Origin of the sequence: Enterobacter sp. RHBSTW-00175 (assembly GCF_013927005.1) — a bacterium.
Taxonomy (GTDB): Bacteria; Pseudomonadota; Gammaproteobacteria; order Enterobacterales; family Enterobacteriaceae; genus Enterobacter.
This window is the reverse complement of sequence record NZ_CP055930.1, coordinates 3304136-3320650: the sequence shown is the minus strand read 5'-3', so window position 1 is coordinate 3320650 and position 16515 is coordinate 3304136. Positions and strand designations below refer to the sequence as shown.

The window sequence follows — 16515 nt, the reverse complement described above, 5'->3', positions numbered from 1 at the left end:
GGTTGTCAATTGTAGCGGAAATGCGTTTAAACGAAACCCATTGCTGTGATAGATAAAATGAGAATTTTTCTCACCCGGGGATCCGGGTGAGAGAGGTGCGATTAGCCGAGGATTTTTTCCAGCTCTGCACGAACATCAGCAACGGCCTGGGTGCCGTCTACTTTCGCGTATTTGGTGTTACCCGCCTGCGCTTCTTTAGAGTAATAGCCGATCAGTGGCGCGGTCATCTGATGATATTCCACCAGGCGCTTACGCACGGTCTCTTCCTGATCGTCTTTACGGGTGGTCAGCTCTTCGCCGGTCACGTCGTCTTTACCTTCAACCTTAGGCGGGTTGAATTTGATGTGGTAAACGCGGCCAGAAGCAGCGTGTACGCGACGGCCAATGATACGGTCAACGATCAGCTCGTCCGGCACGTCGAATTCCAGCACGTAGTCTACGTTGATGCCCGCTTCTTTCATGGCATCAGCTTGCGGGATGGTGCGTGGGAAGCCGTCCAGCAGGAAACCGTTACGGCAGTCTTCCTGAGCAATGCGCTCTTTCACCAGAGCAATAACCAGTTCGTCAGTAACCAGTTTGCCTGCGTCCATGATGTCTTTCGCTTGTTTACCCAGCTCGGAGCCAGATTTAACAGCGGCGCGCAGCATGTCACCGGTGGAGATTTGCGGAATACCGTATTTCTCCATGATGAACTGAGCCTGAGTTCCTTTACCCGCGCCCGGAGCGCCAAGCAGAATAATACGCATTGCGAAAATCCCCTCAAAAGTTGGTTCAATTTTTCAAAAGCGCTAAACAATACCACCAGAACGGACGTGGCTCAAGGAAGGCGGGACGGCTGAAACGGTTAATGGGGGAGAATATTTGGGTTAGTGCGATTGATTCCCCCTCACCCTGCCCTCTCCCCTTTGGGGAGAGGGCAGGGTGAGGGGTAGGTGGTCAGTTACGCCAGCAGCAGCGCATTCACACGTTTAATGAAGAGGTTAGGATCTTCCAGCGTACCGCGTTCGGCCAGCAGAGACTGGTCCAGCAGCAGTTCAACCCACTCGGCAAACAGGCTTTCGTCCTGAGTATCTGCCGCGCGTTTTACCAGCGGGTGATCCGGGTTCAGCTCGAAGATATATTTCACTTCAGGCATCGCCTGGCCCGCTGCAGCGAACAGTTTTGCCATCTGGGTGCCCATTTCGTCGGCATCGGTGGTGACAATCGCCGGAGTGTCGGTCAGACGATGCGTGAAACGCACCTCTTTCACACGGTCGCCCAGCAGAGTTTTCACGCGCTCAACGAACGGCTCCAGCGCTTTTTCAGCTTCTTTCGCGGTTTCATCCACTTCATCTGCCAGCTTGTCGATGGATTCATCGGCTTTGGCAACGGACTGGAAGGTTTTGCCGGCGAACTCGGTGAGGTAGTTCATCATCCATTCGTCGATGCGGTCGGAAAGCAGCAGTACTTCGATGCCTTTCTTACGCAGCAGTTCCAGGTGCGGGCTGCTCTTCGCTGCGGCATAGCTGTCGGCAGTGATGTAGTAAATCTTTTCCTGCCCTTCCTTCATGCGTGATACGTACTCTTCCAGCGACACAGTCTGTGCTGAAGAATCAGTATGCGTGGAGGCAAAGCGCAGCAGTTTAGCAATGGCTTCGATATTACCGGAATCTTCCGCCGGGCCTTCTTTCAGCACCAGGCCGAACTGTTTCCAGAAGGTCTGGTATTTTTCAGCATCGTCTTTCGCCAGTTTTTCCAGCATCTGCAATGTACGTTTGGTCAGCGCGTTACGCAGGTTACGGGTGACGGTGCTGTCCTGCAAGATTTCACGGGAGACGTTCAGCGGCAGATCGTTAGAGTCGATAAGCCCGCGCGTAAAGCGCAGGTAGTTCGGCATGAACTGCTCGGCTTCATCCATGATAAACACGCGCTGGACGTACAGCTTCAGGCCGTGCTTGTGATCGCGGTTCCACATGTCCCACGGAGCCTGCGCCGGGATATACAGCAGGCTGGTGTACTCCTGCTTACCTTCCACACGGTTGTGGCTCCAGGTCAGCGGGTCAGTGAAGTCGTGGGCAATGTGTTTGTAGAATTCGTTGTACTCTTCGTCTTTGATTTCAGACTTGTTGCGCGTCCACAGTGCCTGCGCCTTGTTGATCTTCTCCCAGGAAACTACGGTTTCGCCGTCGTTCTCTTCCTGTTTTTCGATCTCAACCGGCAGCGCGATATGGTCGGAATACTTGCTGATGATCGAACGTACGCGCCAGTCGTTCAGGAAATCGTCTTCGCCTTCACGCAGGTGCAGGGTGATCTCAGTCCCGCGATCCGCTTTGGTGATATCCGCAACGGTGTATTCGCCTTCACCCTGGGATTCCCAGAACACGCCGTTTTCAGCGCTCTCACCCGCAGCACGGGTGCGAACGGTCACTTTGTCCGCCACGATAAATGCAGAGTAGAAGCCCACACCAAACTGACCAATCAGCTGGCTGTCTTTAGCCTGGTCTGAGCCCATGGATTGCAGGAATGCTTTGGTGCCTGATTTAGCGATGGTGCCGAGATGGTCAATGACTTCATCACGGGTCATACCAATGCCGTTATCGGCGATGGTCAGCGTGCGGTTCTCTTGATTAAAAGAGACACGCACACGAAGATCGCCGTCGCCTTCATACAGATCCGGGTTAGACAGCGCGCGGAAACGCAGCTTATCCGCCGCATCGGAGGCGTTGGAAATCAGCTCACGCAGGAAGATTTCTTTATTGGAATAAAGGGAATGGATCATCAGATGCAGAAGCTGTTTTACTTCTGACTGGAAACCACGGGTTTCTTGTCCTTTCATCTAAGTCGACCTCAACAATGCCATTTAATGGGGTTTTAAAACGTTGAGTGAGAGATGGGGATAAAGGAGAGAGTTTTCAAGCGGAGGCCACGAACGCAGCCTCCGTTTGTTCAGAAAGTAATCTTGTGACGCCCGGCCAGAGAGTGCGACAGCGTGGTGCCGTCGACCATTTCCAGCTCGCCACCAACCGGTACGCCGTGGGCGATACGGCTGGCGTCAACGCCTGCCTCTGCGCACAGCTCGGCGATGTAGTTGGCCGTTGCCTCCCCTTCCACCGTTGGGTTGGTGGCGAGGATCACCTCGTTGATCGTTTCGGACTTAAGACGCTGTTCAAGGCGGTCAAGACCGATATCATCCGGGCCAATACCATCCAGCGGAGAGAGATGCCCCATCAGCACGAAATAGCGCCCAGAAAACTGCCCGGTTTGTTCGATAGCGTAGATGTCCGCCGGAGTCTCCACCACGCAAATCTGACCGTTTTCCTGACGACGCGGGTTCGAACAGATGTTACAGACGTCCTGCTCGGTAAACGTACGGCAATCCGCACAATGACCAATTTCTGACATGGCGCGGGTCAAAGCCTGCGCCAGGCGCATCCCGCCGCTGCGGTCGCGCTGTAAGAGCGTGAACGCCATGCGCTGCGCCGACTTTGGGCCAACGCCCGGCAGGCAGCGCAGTGCTTCCATTAACTGCGTGAGCAGCGGACTGGTTTGCATCAGAATGGCATCTTGAAGCCCGGCGGCAGTTGCATACCGCTGGATACAGAGGCCATTTTCTCTTTCTGAGTTTCGTCGATACGGCGAGCAGCATCGTTGAACGCCGCAGCAACCAGATCTTCCAGCATATCTTTGTCGTCTTCGAGCAGGCTTGGGTCGATTTCAACGCGGCGGCAGTTGTGCGCACCGTTGATGGTCACTTTAACCAGACCCGCGCCAGATTCGCCCGTGACTTCCAGCTGAGCGATCTCTTCCTGCATCTTCTGCATTTTTTCCTGCATCTGCTGAGCCTGCTTCATCAGACCACCCAGACCGCCTTTACCACCAAACATAGGCTTCTCTCTTCTTTCACGTTTAATGATTACAACCGTAAGTCAGACTCACGATCAAATGGGGCGAATACTTTCTTCATCCAGATCGGCGTCGAAGAACCGACGCAGGGTCTGGATGTTGTTATCCGCAATAATCGACTCACGCGCCTGCGCGAGCTTTTCTTCATAAATAGCCTGTCGCCACTCAAGTGGCGTTCGCACCGCCGGATTATCATCTTCAATGATAGTCAATTCAACCGGCGAACCCTGTAATGTGGCGAGCGCCTCAGCCAGCACTTTTTGCGCACCCGAGGAATTCAGATGCCGCTGCCCTGAACGCAGATGCAGGCGAACCTGATTACCGTCCTGCTCTTTCCAGGCATTAAGCGCCACCTGCTCCACTAGCTTCGGCAGCTGTAATTTACTGACTTCTGCCGCCCAGGCATCGCGCTCAATAGATTCTTCGGCCAGTTTCGCCGCCAGCTCCGGCGTTTTTTCATGTTCCAGCGCCTTTTTCAGCGCCTTCGGGGTCGCGACCTCTTCTTTTACCGTTTCGATAATCGTGGTCGCTTTCCAGCGATAAGCCTCTTCCTTCACCGGGGCTTTTTGCTCAAGCGCGGACGGTGCAGGGCGCGACTGCACGCGCTCCGTTACCGAAGCCAGTCGTTCAAGCGCGGCGTTATTTACCGGCCGCGCTCTGCCTGGCGCTGCCGGTTCACTCTTTTTTGGTTTGGTTGCTCCCTGCGCACGTTGCAACTGGCTTCGTGCGGCAAGCACCGAACTGGTGGCATCCGACAGCGGCACATTTTGCTGTGGCGGCGGTGTCGGTTGCGGTGGCACCTGCTGTGGTGACATTACTGCCGTGGGTGCGACCGGGGCAAAGGACTGTTGCGGGACTTCCGGCTCCGGCAGGGGCATCCGCGGGTGGAACGCCAGCGCGCGCAGCAGGGTCATCTCAACGCCCATACGGCGGTCGGGTGCAAAAGGCAACTCTTTGCGGCCGATCAGCAGTGTCTGGTAGTACAACTGCACATCGGTTGGCGGCACGGTGCGAGCAAGTTCACGCATCCGCTGCTCTATCGCCGCCATATCAGCGCCAATGGCCGATGGAGAGAGTTGCAGCATCGCCACGCGGTGCAGCAGGCTGAGCATTTCAACCAGCAGCCCTTCCCACTCAACGCCGCGCGCAGCCGCCGCGTTGACCAGCGACATCACACGCTCGCCATTGGCAGCGATCATCGCTTCAATCAGCGACAGCGCCTGGTCATCGTCCAGCGTACCGAGCATGGTGCTGACTGCATCGGTCGAGAGTTTACCGTCACCGCTGGCGATGGCCTGATCGGTAAGGCTTAGCGCGTCGCGAAGGCTGCCGTCTGCCGCGCGCGCCAGCAGTTGCAGGGCACGAGGCTCATGGACAATCTTCTCTTCATCGAGAATGTGCTCAAGCTGAGCGCGGATCTGTTCAACGTCCAGCGCCTTAAGATGGAATTGCAGGCAGCGTGACAAAATCGTCACCGGCAGCTTTTGCGGATCGGTGGTCGCCAGCAGGAATTTCACATGCGCAGGCGGTTCTTCCAGCGTTTTCAGCAGGGCGTTGAAGCTGTGGCGCGACAACATGTGCACTTCATCGATCAGGTAGACCTTAAAGCGCCCGCGCGCCGGTGCATACTGGACGTTATCCAGCAGGTCGCGGGTATCTTCGACTTTGGTGCGCGAGGCGGCATCAATCTCAATCAGATCGACAAAACGGCCTTGCTCGATTTCACGGCAGTTATCACACACGCCACAGGGTGTCGCGGTGATCCCGGTTTCGCAGTTCAGACCTTTTGCCAGCAAACGGGCAATAGAGGTTTTACCGACGCCACGGGTGCCGGAGAATAGATAGGCGTGATGGATGCGACCTAGCGACAAGCCATTCGCCAGGGCCGTCAGCACATGTTCCTGACCGACAACGTCAGCAAAGGTTTGTGGTCGCCATTTACGGGCTAACACCTGATAACTCATGGGCAGGCTCTGCAACGCTGGAAGGTGAATTTATGGAGGGGAATGCTATCACAACCTCACCCATTGAGCGAGGTTGTGACTATCGGGATCAGTGACCCGGGAATGGCACCAGGCTGTAGATGGTAATACCTTGTTTTTCCAGGCGCTGCTCGCCGCCCAGATCGAACAGGTTAATGATGAATGCGGCATCAGTCACTTCACCACCCAGACGGCGGATCAATTTCGCTGTCGCTTCAATCGTGCCGCCAGTCGCCAGCAGATCGTCCACCACCAGCACTTTGTCGCCAGGTTCGATCGCATCAACGTGGATTTCCAGCTGATCGGTGCCGTATTCCAGCTCATAACTTTCTGCAATGGTTTCGCGTGGCAGTTTGCGCGGTTTACGCACCGGCACAAAGCCAACACCCATCGCCAGCGCAACCGGTGCGCCAAACAGGAAGCCACGGGCTTCAGTACCTACTACTTTGGTGATCCCGGCGTTCTTATAACGCTCAACCAGCAGTTCAATGCTGAGCGCGTACGCTTTCGGGTCTTCCAGCAAGCTGGTGACATCACGGAAAAGAATGCCAGGCTTTGGATAATCCTGGATGCTTTTGATGCTGTTTTTCAGATATTCAAGCTGCTGTGCAGTTGCGGTCATCGGTTTGTGCCCAAATAAAACAGTGTTACTCACAGTGCGCGTAGGAAGTTGGCAAAGGTAACAATTGTTTAACCTTTAACCAGGCGTACCTGTGCTCGAAAACGCTCGAATTTACTGGCTACGCAAGATAATTGCAACAGACATTATAAGGCATCAGTGCTTTTGTTGCTTTTCATCAACCACCGGGATCCGCCACATAAAGATGAGCAGGCAAGTCAGGATCACCAGCAACAGGATCCGCACCCACATCATTTTCACCAGCCATAATGAGATGGCAAAGGTTAACAGAATAACGGCAATCGCCCGTGGCTTTGCACCAGGCGGCATCGCACGATGTTTCTGCCAGTGGCGCAGATAACCGCCAAACCATGAGCGATACAGCAGCCAGTGGTGAAAGCGTGGTGAAGAGCGGGCGAAGCACCAGGCCGCCAGCAGAATAAAGGGCGTGGTTGGCAGGAGCGGTAAAACGACGCCCAGTGTGCCAAGTACTACCGCGAGCCAGCCAATGATGATTAGAATAGTACGCTTCATAATGCGAATCGTTATCAAACTGAACGGCTACTTTACCACTGGAGAGCGCATTGAAAACAGCCTTGCTTCTGGAGACGCTGCAAAATCAGCTCATTGCCCTGCGCGCGCAAGCCACACCGCTAATGGGACACGCTACGCTAAAACCGCGCTTTGACCGGCAGCTTTTCCGCACCCGCAGTACGTTAATTCAGGATTATCTTGCCGAAGTGCAGACCAATCTTGACGAATTGCGTCATGCGGTACAGAGCGAGCAGCAGGAGCAAGTGGCGTGGCTGGCTGAACATCTCACCGAACAGATAACCGCCCTGCACCGTGAAATTATCGCCTGGCCGTTGCGAGCGTGGGATAGCCCGTCGCCGGGTCTTAGCAAGTGGCAGCGCAAACGGCTGGAGAACCAGGAATTTGAGCGCCGCCTGTTTGAGATGAAGCGCGAGCGTGAAGTACGCCTGAACAACAGCGAAACGCTGGAAGAGCAGCAATTATTGATGCGAGAAATAACCGCCCTGGAAGGCCGCATTGTCCGCTGCCGACAGGCATTAGAGGAAATTGAACGCGTAATCGAACGCCTGACCCGTTAAAAGGATCCGCGAATGTCACTGGAAAATGCCCCCGATGAGGTCAAACTGGCCGTCGATTTGATTATGCTGCTGGAGAATCACGCGATCCCGGTGGAAACGGTGCTAAAGGCGCTGGAGCTTGTGCGCAGAGATTTTGAGGGAAAGGTGAAGGCCTGTAGCCCTCACCCTGACCCTCTCCCGCCGGGAGAGGGAAAATAGATTAAGCCGGAGTAGGATCATCACCCTTAATCTCGCGCTTCACTTCCGTATGCTCGTCACCTTTTTCATTACGCAGGTGAACCTCAAGCTGGTTGAAGGCGATATTAATGTCGTTTTCACGGCACAGACGATCGATAGAGCGGTTCAGCTCATCCACGGTGTAGCTGCGATCGCGCAGTTCACGCACGTATAAGCGCAGTTCGTGATCCAGCGTGCTCGGGCCAAAGGTGGTGAAGAATACCGACGGTGCCGGATCGTGCATCACTTTCGGGTGTTCAGATGCCGCCATCAGCAGAACCTCTTTCACTTTATCCAGATCCGATCCATACGCCACGCCCAGACGGATCACCACGCGGGTGACCGTATCGGAGAGTGACCAGTTGATCAGGCGCTCGGTCACGAACGCTTTGTTCGGGATGATCACCTCTTTACGATCGAAGTCAGTTATCGTAGTGGCACGAATTCGGATCTTACTGACCGTCCCGGAGAAGGTCCCGATAGTCACGGTGTCGCCAATGCGCACCGGGCGTTCGAACAGGATAATCAGGCCAGAAACGAAGTTACCGAAGATCTCCTGCAAGCCAAAGCCCAGACCAACCGAGAGCGCCGCGGCCAGCCATTGCAGTTTGTCCCACGAAACACCAAGCGAGCCAAAGACCGTCATCGCGCCGACAATAATGATCACGTAGTTCAGGATTGTGGTAATGGCATACGATGCCCCCTGACGCAGTTTGAGGCGCGACAGCACCAGCACTTCGAGCAGCCCCGGTAGGTTTCGGATCAGCGCCCAGGCGACCATCGACGATACCAGCGCAAAGAGCAGGCTGCCCATTGTGACGCTTTTCATCACCGTAGCCCCGGCTTCAGTACCGTTGTACTGCCAGAGGGTGATGCTGTCGAGATACGCAAATACAGTGATTAAATCAGACCAGATAGCCCAGAACATCACCCCGAACAGCGACACCATGACCAGCATGGTAATACGCAGCGTCTGCTGGTTGACTTGCTCCAGGGCGATGGTTGGCTCTTCCTGTGGTTCTGCGCCTTCGGCCCCCTCTTTCACCTGATGCTGACGACGCGCGATCGCACGACGATAGGCAATACGGCGAGCCGCCACGCTCAGACCACGCAGTACTGTCTGGTACAGCAGGTTCCAGACGATCACCAGATAGACGGTTTCAATCCAGCGCCCGGAAAGGCGCAGCGTGGTATAGAAATAACCCGTTGCGGTCAGCACCATCAGCGCCAGCGGAATAATCGCCAGTACCGTCATGGTGACCAGACGAATATTGTGGGACTCTTTATCGCGCCAGCTGTCACGGCACATCGGCCACATCAGAACGGCAATCAGCAGCAGGTTCAGCAGAATCACCAACTGACCCAGTACATCATCCATCAGATGCAGTGGAGAAAGCTCAGAAACCACCGACCAGAAGTGCAGCGGTAAAAGCGCAAGGCTGATACGCACAATCTGACGACGCCAGTGGCTGGTCAGTTTCTCAGGCATATTGAAGTGGCGCACAGCAACGCCGTCTTTTTCCAGCACTTTCCAGCACACACCAAACACCAGCCAGAACAGTGCCAGTTTTTTACTGAAGGCCCACAGCAAATCGCTGATATTGAGCTGCATGGTAAGCAGAATCAGCCCGGCCGCCAGGATCAGCAGGCAGACCGGCAGGGCGCGGATCAGGTCAATCAGGATCGCTTTTGGCGTGTGGAGCTGACTGTCGTTGCGCAGTTGCCCCACTTCCTGAGCAAGCTTCGCCTGGTATTGCTTCAGCCAGCCAAGACGCCAGCGAATCAGCCCCGCAATCAGCAGTAACGGCAAACCGGCCAGGAAAGCAATCATCACCGCAGGCCAGGCTTTCTCCCAGTTCACGGTGATTTTCATGCTCTTAATCTGCGCCTTCAGCGTTTCAGGGAAGGATTTAATCCAGTCCCAGTCCATCGGCTTGTTGCTGTTTACCCAGAAAATTTGCTGAGTCAGGATTTCCTGAAGATTTTTAGAGACACTCACTAACTGCTGCTGATTGATTTGCAGGTTAATTGCCATCATCAGCTGGTTGCCAAGCTGCTTGTTAAGCTGATCGAGCAGCTCGCGGCGCATATCCACCACCTGCAACAGCGCGTCGTGAACCTCAGGGTTCACTTCACTGGAGTGGCCCTCTTCCACTTTGGCAACAAAGGTGTCGCTCTGGAAAAGCGTGTCGCGCTGCTGGTTTACGTCAAATTGCTCCAGACGTAAATCGGCAATGCGGTTGGTCATGTCTTCCAGCTCATCCGCGGACGGTAGTGTCTGCTGTTGCTGGTACAAAATGCGTGATAACAACAGGCTGCCTTTTAGTACGGCAATCTGTTCTTTAATATTACGTTCCGCCTGGAGCGCGCGGTCCAGCCAGTTTTTCACTTTAATGTTCTGCTGAACCAGCGAGTTACCGCTTTCGGTCGCCTGAATCAGGCGCTGGCTGAGCTGATGGTTAACGTCCAGCTCCTGTTTAACCAGTGGGTTGGCCTGAATACGGGCCGTCTCGTCTGGCGAAACAGCCTCCTGCGCTGTTTTTTCCGTGAGCGTCAGGCGCTTACTGTTTACCGCCTCCTGCAACAGCTGGAGCTGGTGCTCAAGACGGTTTATGTTTGCGGTGACGTAATCGCGTTGTTTTTGCAGCGTATCCTGCAAGACGGTATTGCCTTCCAGGCTCTTACGTTGCTGTTCGATTTGCGCGTTTAGAAGCGACTGCTGGCACAGCAGCAGCGTTTGCTGAGTGGGACGTAAAGCCCCTTCCCCAACGGTAGTCCCATTCAGGCGGTTACGGATTTGCTGTAGCTGCTGAGATGCCGAATACATTGCGTTTTGCACGCGCTCTGGCTGGGTTTGCAGCGACACCAGCTGGCTATTGTAGGTTGCCAGGTCGGACTGACCGGTTTGCAGGTCGTCCAGCAGATCCGCTACGCGAGACTCAAGCTGACGCAGCGACAGCGTCGAGAGCGTTTTGCGGGTTTCATCATCGTTGTCGACGTCGCTTAATGCATTCAACGCCTCAGTAGCCTTGCGCATATTGTCCGGCGCCAGGGCAACCTTCTGGCGAAGCTGGGTTGTTTCTGCTTTTACGCGCTCAATTTTATCAAGCGTTTCCAGCGTTTCGGTTAAATCCTGCTGGACGAGTTTGTCTTGCGGCGACAGATCTTTTTGCTTGTTCAGGGTATCGAGCTGCGACTGAACATCTGCGCGCGTGGGAATGTCATTGGTGTTATCTGCGCGAGCATAGGAAGCAGGTGTTGCCGCAAAGAAAAACAGCATGACAAAAATAAATGCAAAAACAGAGTGTTGCGAGCGATTGTAATGCAGCATAGTCATGAGTGTGATGTGTGAGAATGACCGAAAATAGTCCGGCGTGCAGGATATCACGCCCGCGTTTTGCAGAATAGCGCGAACCGTAACCTCTGAGAGAATTCCTGGAATGGCTTAAGCCGGCAGGGACGTTGTTTCACCGCGAAGCGTTGGGCTAAGCTGGCACATCTCCAGGAAAATCACGACGTAATCGCGCGCTTCTTTTTTCAAATCAAATGACTGGGGAGAGAAAAGCCAGTTTTCCATCAGGCCCGAAATGTAGGCGCGCATCAGGATAGCTGCCCGGCGGGTCAGCAAATTGGCAGGTAACATTTTTGCCTGAATACATTGATTTAGCGTATATTCTATACGGTCATAGCTTTCCAGACTCAGACTTCGTTGCGCCTGCTGAACAACCGCCATTTCGCCAACGAATTCGCACTTGTGGAAGATAATTTCCATCATTAACCGGCGGCGTTCTTCAACGACTGTTGCTTCAAGGATATATACTAAAATTTCTCTCAATACTGAGAGTGGATCGTCGGGGAATTTTGCCCGATACTCAGTCTCTAGATCACTAATGCTGGATTCTGAAAGCTCCCAGATTTCGCTGAACAGATCTGACTTGTCTTTAAAATGCCAGTAAATCGCTCCCCGTGTCACCCCAGCGGCCTGAGCAATCTGAGCCAGTGAGGTTGAAGACACACCTTGCTGAGAGAACAAACGCATAGCCACATCAAGTATGTGTTGACGAGTTTCCAGCGCTTGTTGTTTGGTTTTTCGTGCCATGCGTCAGTGAATTTACAGGAGTCAGATTTACATACATTTATGAATGTATGTACCATAGCATGACGATAATATAAACGCAGCAATGGGTTTTTAGACTTAGGACCCTTGATCAATTTGAAATCGGACACTCGAGGTTTACATATGAACAAAAACAGAGGGTTAACGCCTCTGGCGGTCGTTCTGATGCTCTCAGGCAGCTTAGCGCTAACAGGATGTGACGAGAAACAGGCTCAACAAGGCGCTCATCAGACACCAGAAGTGGGTGTGGTGACGCTCAAGTCCGAACCTCTCCAGATAACAACAGAACTGCCCGGTCGTACCAACGCTTACCGCGTTGCCGAAGTTCGTCCTCAGGTGAGCGGTATCATCCTGAAACGCAACTTCACCGAAGGTGGTGACGTTGAAGCAGGTGTTTCTCTGTATCAGATTGATCCGGCTACCTATCAGGCCGCTTACGAAAGCGCGAAAGGCGATCTGGCGAAAGCCGAAGCCGCAGCGAAAATTTCGCAACTGACGCTGAATCGTTACAAAAAACTGCTTGGTACTCAGTACATTAGTCAACAGGATTACGATACTGCCCTGGCCGATGCACAACAGAACAATGCAGCCGTCGTCGCGGCTAAAGCTGCCGTTGAAACTGCACGTATCAACCTGGCTTATACCAAAGTGACCTCCCCTATTAGCGGTCGTATTGGTAAGTCTTCCGTTACGGAAGGTGCGCTGGTCCAGAACGGGCAAACCACTGCGCTGGCCACCGTGCAGCAGCTTGATCCTATCTACGTTGACGTTACCCAATCCAGTAACGATTTCCTGCGTCTTAAACAAGAGCTGGCAAACGGCACCCTGAAGCAGGAAAACGGTAAGGCGAAAGTAGAGCTGGTCACCAGTGACGGCGTTAAATTCCCACAGGCAGGTACACTTGAGTTTTCCGACGTAACCGTTGATCAGACCACCGGTTCCATCACCCTGCGTGCCATTTTCCCGAACCCTGACCACACCCTTTTACCGGGTATGTTCGTTCGCGCACGTCTGGAAGAAGGGACTAACCCAACCGCAATTCTGGTTCCTCAGCAGGGTGTGACCCGTACGCCGCGTGGCGATGCGAGCGCGCTGGTTGTGGGTGCAGATGACAAAGTCGAAACGCGCAATATCACTGCAACGCAGGCGATTGGCGACAAATGGCTGGTGACGGAAGGTCTGAAAGATGGCGATCGCGTGATTGTCACTGGTTTGCAAAAAGTACGTCCTGGCGCACAGGTAAAAGCACAGGAAGTCGCTTCTGACACTCAACAAAAAGCCGCAGCCGACGGTCAGTCAGAACAAACCAAGTCTTAACTTAAACAGGAGCCGTTAAGACATGCCTAATTTCTTTATCGATCGCCCCATATTTGCGTGGGTGATTGCCATAATCATCATGCTTGCAGGGGGTCTGGCGATCCTGAAGCTGCCGGTCGCGCAATATCCAACGATTGCGCCACCAGCCGTTTCGATCACCGCAACCTACCCTGGGGCTGATGCAAAAACGGTGCAGGACACCGTTACTCAGGTTATCGAACAGAATATGAACGGTATCGATAACCTGATGTACATGTCCTCAAACAGTGACTCAACCGGTACGGTTCAAATCACCCTGACCTTCCAGTCAGGTACTGATGCTGATATCGCGCAGGTTCAGGTACAGAACAAATTGCAGCTGGCTATGCCGCTGCTGCCACAGGAAGTACAACAGCAGGGCGTGAGCGTCGAGAAATCGTCCAGTAGCTTCCTGATGGTTGTCGGCGTTATCAACACCAACGGCACCATGACCCAGGAGGATATCTCCGACTACGTGGGCGCCAACATGAAGGATGCTATCAGCCGTACTTCTGGTGTGGGTGACGTTCAGCTGTTCGGTTCTCAGTACGCAATGCGTATCTGGATGGACCCGAATAAACTGAATAACTTCCAGTTAACGCCTGTAGACGTTATCAGCGCCATTAAAGCGCAGAACGCCCAGGTTGCAGCCGGTCAGTTAGGTGGTACGCCACCGGTGAAAGGCCAGCAACTTAACGCATCTATCATCGCGCAAACGCGACTGACCTCTGCGGAAGAATTCAGCAAAATTCTGCTGAAAGTGAATCAGGATGGTTCACAGGTTCGCCTGCGTGACGTAGCGAAAGTCGAACTGGGTGGCGAAAACTACGACATCGTGGCGAAGTTTAACGGTAAACCGGCTTCTGGTCTGGGTATTAAACTGGCTACCGGTGCAAACGCCCTGGACACAGCGACAGCTATCCGTGCAGAACTGAAGAAGATGGAGCCGTACTTCCCGTCAGGTCTGAAGATCGTTTACCCGTATGACACCACGCCGTTCGTAAAAATCTCGATTCACGAAGTGGTTAAAACGCTGGTCGAGGCGATCATCCTGGTCTTCCTGGTGATGTACCTGTTCCTGCAAAACTTCCGCGCAACGCTGATCCCAACCATCGCCGTGCCGGTTGTCTTGCTCGGGACCTTTGCGATCCTGTCGATATTTGGCTACTCGATAAACACCCTAACGATGTTCGGGATGGTGCTAGCCATCGGCTTGCTGGTGGATGATGCCATTGTCGTGGTAGAGAACGTCGAGCGTGTAATGGCAGAGGAAGGTCTGCCGCCGAAGGAAGCAACCCGTAAATCAATGGGCCAAATCCAGGGCGCGTTGGTCGGTATCGCGATGGTGCTGTCTGCGGTATTTATCCCGATGGCCTTCTTCGGTGGCTCCACCGGTGCTATCTACCGTCAGTTCTCCATCACCATCGTTTCTGCGATGGCGCTGTCAGTACTGGTGGCGTTGATTCTGACGCCAGCTCTCTGTGCCACCATGTTGAAGCCCATTCAGAAAGGCGGCCATGGCGAGCATAAAGGGTTCTTCGGCTGGTTTAACCGCATGTTTGATAAAAGCACGCACCACTACACCGACAGCGTAGGTAACATTCTGCGCAGTACCGGTCGTTACCTGGTGCTGTATATCATCATCGTGGTGGGCATGGCTTATCTGTTTGTTCGTCTGCCAAGCTCGTTCCTGCCAGATGAAGACCAGGGTGTGTTCCTGACAATGGCGCAGCTTCCGGCGGGTGCATCGCAAGAGCGTACTCAGAAAGTGCTGGATGAAGTGACCGATTACTACCTCACCAAAGAGAAAGACAACGTTGAGTCCGTGTTTGCGGTTAACGGCTTTGGCTTTGCGGGTCGTGGTCAGAACACCGGTATCGCCTTCGTTTCTCTGAAAGACTGGTCAGAACGTCCGGGCAAGGAGAACAAGGTTGAAGCCATCACTGGTCGTGCAATGGGGACATTCTCGCAGATTAAAGATGCGATGGTCTTCGCCTTTAACCTGCCGGCGATTGTTGAACTGGGTACGGCTACCGGCTTTGACTTCCAGTTGATTGACCAGGGTGGTCTGGGTCATGAAAAACTGACGCAGGCACGTAACCAGCTGTTTGGTGAAATTGCTAAACATCCTGATCTGCTGGTCGGTGTGCGTCCGAACGGTCTGGAAGATACACCGCAGTTCAAGGTCGATATCGATCAGGAGAAAGCGCAAGCGTTGGGTGTTTCCATTAGTGACATCAATACCACGCTGGGTGCTGCCTGGGGCGGAAGCTACGTCAACGACTTCATCGACCGTGGTCGTGTGAAGAAAGTGTACGTCATGTCTGAAGCGCAATACCGTATGTTGCCGAACGATATCAATAACTGGTACGTACGCGGCACTAACGGCCAAATGGTACCCTTCGCCGCCTTCTCTACGTCACACTGGGAATACGGTTCACCGCGTCTGGAGCGTTACAACGGTCTGCCATCGATGGAAATCCTCGGTCAGGCAGCTGAAGGCAAGAGTACCGGTGAAGCGATGGCAATGATGGAGCAACTGGCCAGCAAGCTGCCTTCGGGTATTGGTTATGACTGGACGGGGATGTCCTATCAGGAACGTCTGTCCGGTAACCAGGCCCCTGCCCTGTACGCAATTTCACTGATTGTCGTGTTCTTGTGTCTGGCAGCGCTGTATGAGAGCTGGTCGATTCCGTTCTCCGTTATGTTGGTTGTTCCACTGGGGGTTATCGGCGCACTGCTTGCCGCAACGTTCCGTGGTCTGACAAACGACGTTTACTTCCAGGTGGGCCTGCTGACAACCATTGGCTTGTCGGCGAAGAACGCGATTCTTATCGTGGAATTCGCCAAAGATCTGATGGAGAAAGAAGGCAAAGGCCTGATTGAGGCGACGCTTGACGCGGTTCGTATGCGTCTGCGCCCAATCCTGATGACGTCTCTGGCGTTTATCCTCGGCGTTATGCCGCTGGTTATCAGCTCTGGTGCTGGCTCCGGTGCGCAGAACGCAGTAGGTACAGGTGTAATGGGCGGTATGGTCACCGCGACCGTTCTCGCTATCTTCTTCGTACCGGTGTTCTTCGTGGTGGTTCGTCGCCGCTTCAGCCGTAAGAATGAAGATATTGAGCATAGTCACTCAGTAGAACACCACTGATACCGGTTTCAACCGATAAAAAGGCCGCATTAGCGGCCTTTTTCATTTCACACGAAAAATCATAAATTACGCTTATTGTCGGATTATTTATTTTCTGCCAT

At 53.8% G+C, this 16515-nt stretch carries 13 protein-coding genes and 1 other annotated feature; of the genes, 4 read left to right on the top strand and 9 right to left on the bottom strand.

Translation table 11 applies throughout. From position 1 onward, the window contains the following. Positions 1-101: 101 nt before the first annotated feature. From adk to HV107_RS15700, 7 genes are all read right to left on the bottom strand, one after another. A complete protein-coding gene (gene adk / locus HV107_RS15730; protein ID WP_182059870.1) occupies positions 102-746 on the bottom strand; it encodes an adenylate kinase in 645 nt (214 codons plus the stop codon). Positions 747-940: 194 nt separating this feature from the next. Then, positions 941-2815: a molecular chaperone HtpG gene (htpG, locus tag HV107_RS15725; RefSeq protein ID WP_182059869.1), complete on the bottom strand. Its 1875-nt coding sequence runs from the start codon at positions 2813-2815 to the stop codon at positions 941-943. Positions 2816-2925: 110 nt separating this feature from the next. Next, a complete protein-coding gene (gene recR, locus HV107_RS15720; protein WP_182059868.1) occupies positions 2926-3531 on the bottom strand; it encodes a recombination mediator RecR in 606 nt (201 codons plus the stop codon). After that, the gene (locus tag HV107_RS15715; RefSeq protein WP_010428194.1) at positions 3531-3863 is read right to left on the bottom strand and encodes a YbaB/EbfC family nucleoid-associated protein; all 333 of its coding nucleotides are present in this window, start codon (positions 3861-3863) and stop codon (positions 3531-3533) included. Before HV107_RS15715 ends, recR begins: the two co-directional genes overlap by 1 nt. Before the next feature lie 54 nt (positions 3864-3917). Next, complete coding sequence (dnaX, locus tag HV107_RS15710) at positions 3918-5846, bottom strand: DNA polymerase III subunit gamma/tau (protein ID WP_182059867.1); 1929 nt, start codon at positions 5844-5846, stop codon at positions 3918-3920. Beyond that, positions 4524-4588: a sequence feature (DnaX frameshifting element), on the bottom strand. (Overlaps the previous gene by 65 nt.) A gap of 88 nt (positions 5847-5934) precedes the next feature. Next, positions 5935-6486 carry an adenine phosphoribosyltransferase gene (gene apt, locus HV107_RS15705; RefSeq protein ID WP_182059866.1) on the bottom strand — a complete coding sequence of 184 codons (552 nt, stop codon included), beginning with the start codon at positions 6484-6486 and terminating at the stop codon, positions 5935-5937. Positions 6487-6639: 153 nt separating this feature from the next. Continuing rightward, positions 6640-7017 (bottom strand): DUF454 family protein, encoded by a 378-nt coding sequence (locus HV107_RS15700; protein ID WP_014069164.1) that lies wholly within the window; start codon positions 7015-7017, stop codon positions 6640-6642. Between the two features lie 50 nt (positions 7018-7067). On the opposite strand from HV107_RS15700, the gene priC reads away from it, so the two are divergent. Together priC and rsmS are read left to right on the top strand one after the other, a co-directional pair. Next, positions 7068-7595, top strand: coding sequence for a primosomal replication protein N'' (priC, locus tag HV107_RS15695; RefSeq protein ID WP_182059865.1), 528 nt, complete (start codon positions 7068-7070; stop codon positions 7593-7595). Between the two features lie 12 nt (positions 7596-7607). Next, complete coding sequence (rsmS, locus tag HV107_RS15690) at positions 7608-7793, top strand: pleiotropic regulatory protein RsmS (RefSeq protein WP_182059864.1); 186 nt, start codon at positions 7608-7610, stop codon at positions 7791-7793. A gap of 1 nt (position 7794) precedes the next feature. On the opposite strand, the gene mscK is transcribed toward rsmS, so the two are convergent. Both mscK and acrR read right to left on the bottom strand, forming a co-directional pair. Beyond that, positions 7795-11142: a mechanosensitive channel MscK gene (gene mscK, locus HV107_RS15685; protein WP_182063530.1), complete on the bottom strand. Its 3348-nt coding sequence runs from the start codon at positions 11140-11142 to the stop codon at positions 7795-7797. Positions 11143-11256: 114 nt separating this feature from the next. Further along, positions 11257-11910, bottom strand: coding sequence for a multidrug efflux transporter transcriptional repressor AcrR (gene acrR, locus HV107_RS15680; RefSeq protein ID WP_182059863.1), 654 nt, complete (start codon positions 11908-11910; stop codon positions 11257-11259). Between the two features lie 141 nt (positions 11911-12051). On the opposite strand from acrR, the gene acrA reads away from it, so the two are divergent. After that, positions 12052-13245: a multidrug efflux RND transporter periplasmic adaptor subunit AcrA gene (gene acrA / locus HV107_RS15675; RefSeq protein ID WP_182059862.1), complete on the top strand. Its 1194-nt coding sequence runs from the start codon at positions 12052-12054 to the stop codon at positions 13243-13245. 22 nt (positions 13246-13267) lie between these two features. After that, positions 13268-16414 carry a multidrug efflux RND transporter permease subunit AcrB gene (gene acrB, locus HV107_RS15670; protein WP_182059861.1) on the top strand — a complete coding sequence of 1049 codons (3147 nt, stop codon included), beginning with the start codon at positions 13268-13270 and terminating at the stop codon, positions 16412-16414. Positions 16415-16515 lie beyond the last annotated feature (101 nt).

Coding starts and splice junctions, on each gene's coding strand:
- adk (WP_182059870.1), bottom strand. CDS start 746: ATGCGTATTATTCTGCTTGGCGCTCCGGGCGCGGGTAAAGGAACTCAG.
- htpG (WP_182059869.1), bottom strand. CDS start 2,815: ATGAAAGGACAAGAAACCCGTGGTTTCCAGTCAGAAGTAAAACAGCTT.
- recR (WP_182059868.1), bottom strand. CDS start 3,531: ATGCAAACCAGTCCGCTGCTCACGCAGTTAATGGAAGCACTGCGCTGC.
- HV107_RS15715 (WP_010428194.1), bottom strand. CDS start 3,863: ATGTTTGGTGGTAAAGGCGGTCTGGGTGGTCTGATGAAGCAGGCTCAG.
- dnaX (WP_182059867.1), bottom strand. CDS start 5,846: ATGAGTTATCAGGTGTTAGCCCGTAAATGGCGACCACAAACCTTTGCT.
- apt (WP_182059866.1), bottom strand. CDS start 6,486: ATGACCGCAACTGCACAGCAGCTTGAATATCTGAAAAACAGCATCAAA.
- HV107_RS15700 (WP_014069164.1), bottom strand. CDS start 7,017: ATGAAGCGTACTATTCTAATCATCATTGGCTGGCTCGCGGTAGTACTT.
- rsmS (WP_182059864.1), top strand. CDS start 7,608: ATGTCACTGGAAAATGCCCCCGATGAGGTCAAACTGGCCGTCGATTTG.
- mscK (WP_182063530.1), bottom strand. CDS start 11,142: ATGCTGCATTACAATCGCTCGCAACACTCTGTTTTTGCATTTATTTTT.
- acrR (WP_182059863.1), bottom strand. CDS start 11,910: ATGGCACGAAAAACCAAACAACAAGCGCTGGAAACTCGTCAACACATA.
- acrA (WP_182059862.1), top strand. CDS start 12,052: ATGAACAAAAACAGAGGGTTAACGCCTCTGGCGGTCGTTCTGATGCTC.
- acrB (WP_182059861.1), top strand. CDS start 13,268: ATGCCTAATTTCTTTATCGATCGCCCCATATTTGCGTGGGTGATTGCC.